The sequence below is a fragment of the Psychrobacter sp. CoH-33_TS_01 genome (assembly GCF_058189395.1).
In genome coordinates this window covers 1-879 of the sequence record NZ_JBVGQI010000026.1, presented here as the reverse complement: position 1 = coordinate 879, position 879 = coordinate 1, and the positions used below count along the sequence as shown (strand labels likewise).

Annotated in this window: 1 protein-coding gene; it reads right to left on the bottom strand. The window is 47.9% G+C overall.

Annotated elements, in window-relative coordinates:
* On the bottom strand, nt 1-879 hold an 879-nt coding region (locus ACZ2XM_RS15400), incomplete at both ends, for a hypothetical protein (protein WP_490619004.1).

The window sequence follows — 879 nt, the reverse complement described above, 5'->3', positions numbered from 1 at the left end:
CAATGCAGTATTTACTCGAGTTGTTTCAGTGGCAGCGGCATCACGTATACCAGTATCAGCAGCAGTAAACTCGCTACGAATAACGCCGCGGTCAGTAGTAGCCTCACTCAATGCAGTATTTACTCGAGTTTGTTCAGTTGCAGCTGCCTCACGTATGCCGGTATCAGCAGCAGTAAACTCGCTACGAATAACGCCACGATCAGTAGTAGCCTCACTCAATGCAGTATTTACTCGAGTTGTTTCAGTGGCAGCTGCCTCACGTATGCCGGTATCAGCAGCAGTAAACTCGCTACGAATAACGCCACGGTCAGTAGTAGCCTCACTCAATGCAGTATTTACTCGAGTTGTTTCAGTGGCAGCGGCCTCACGTATGGCGGTATCAGCCGCAGCAAACTCGCTACGAATAGCTCCGCGGTCAGTAGTAGCAGCACTTAATGCAGTATTTACTCGAGTTTGTTCAGTGGCAGCGGCCTCACGTATGCCGGTATCAGCAGCAGCAAACTCGCTACGAATAGCGCCGCGGTCAGTAGTAGCAGCATTCAACCCTGTCGTCACTCGACCATCTAGAGCAGTTACATTTAGATTAGTAGCATTGAGCTGTTTACCCGTGACCGCATCCGTTGAAGTATTGCTTAAGGTAGCGTCTTGGAGATTACTAATCTTAGTACCGTTAGCGCCAGCTAAGATAATGCTGTCTTTAGAGGTACTGTCATAAATCACAGCACCAGCATTTAAACTGCCTAGGCCTGATTTTAAACCTGTAATCTCATCAGTATTGCCCGTTATTCTATTACTTAATGCCGTATCAGCAGCAGTAAACTCGCTACGAATAACGCCGCGGTCAGTAGTAGCCTCACCCAATGCAGTATTTACTCGAGT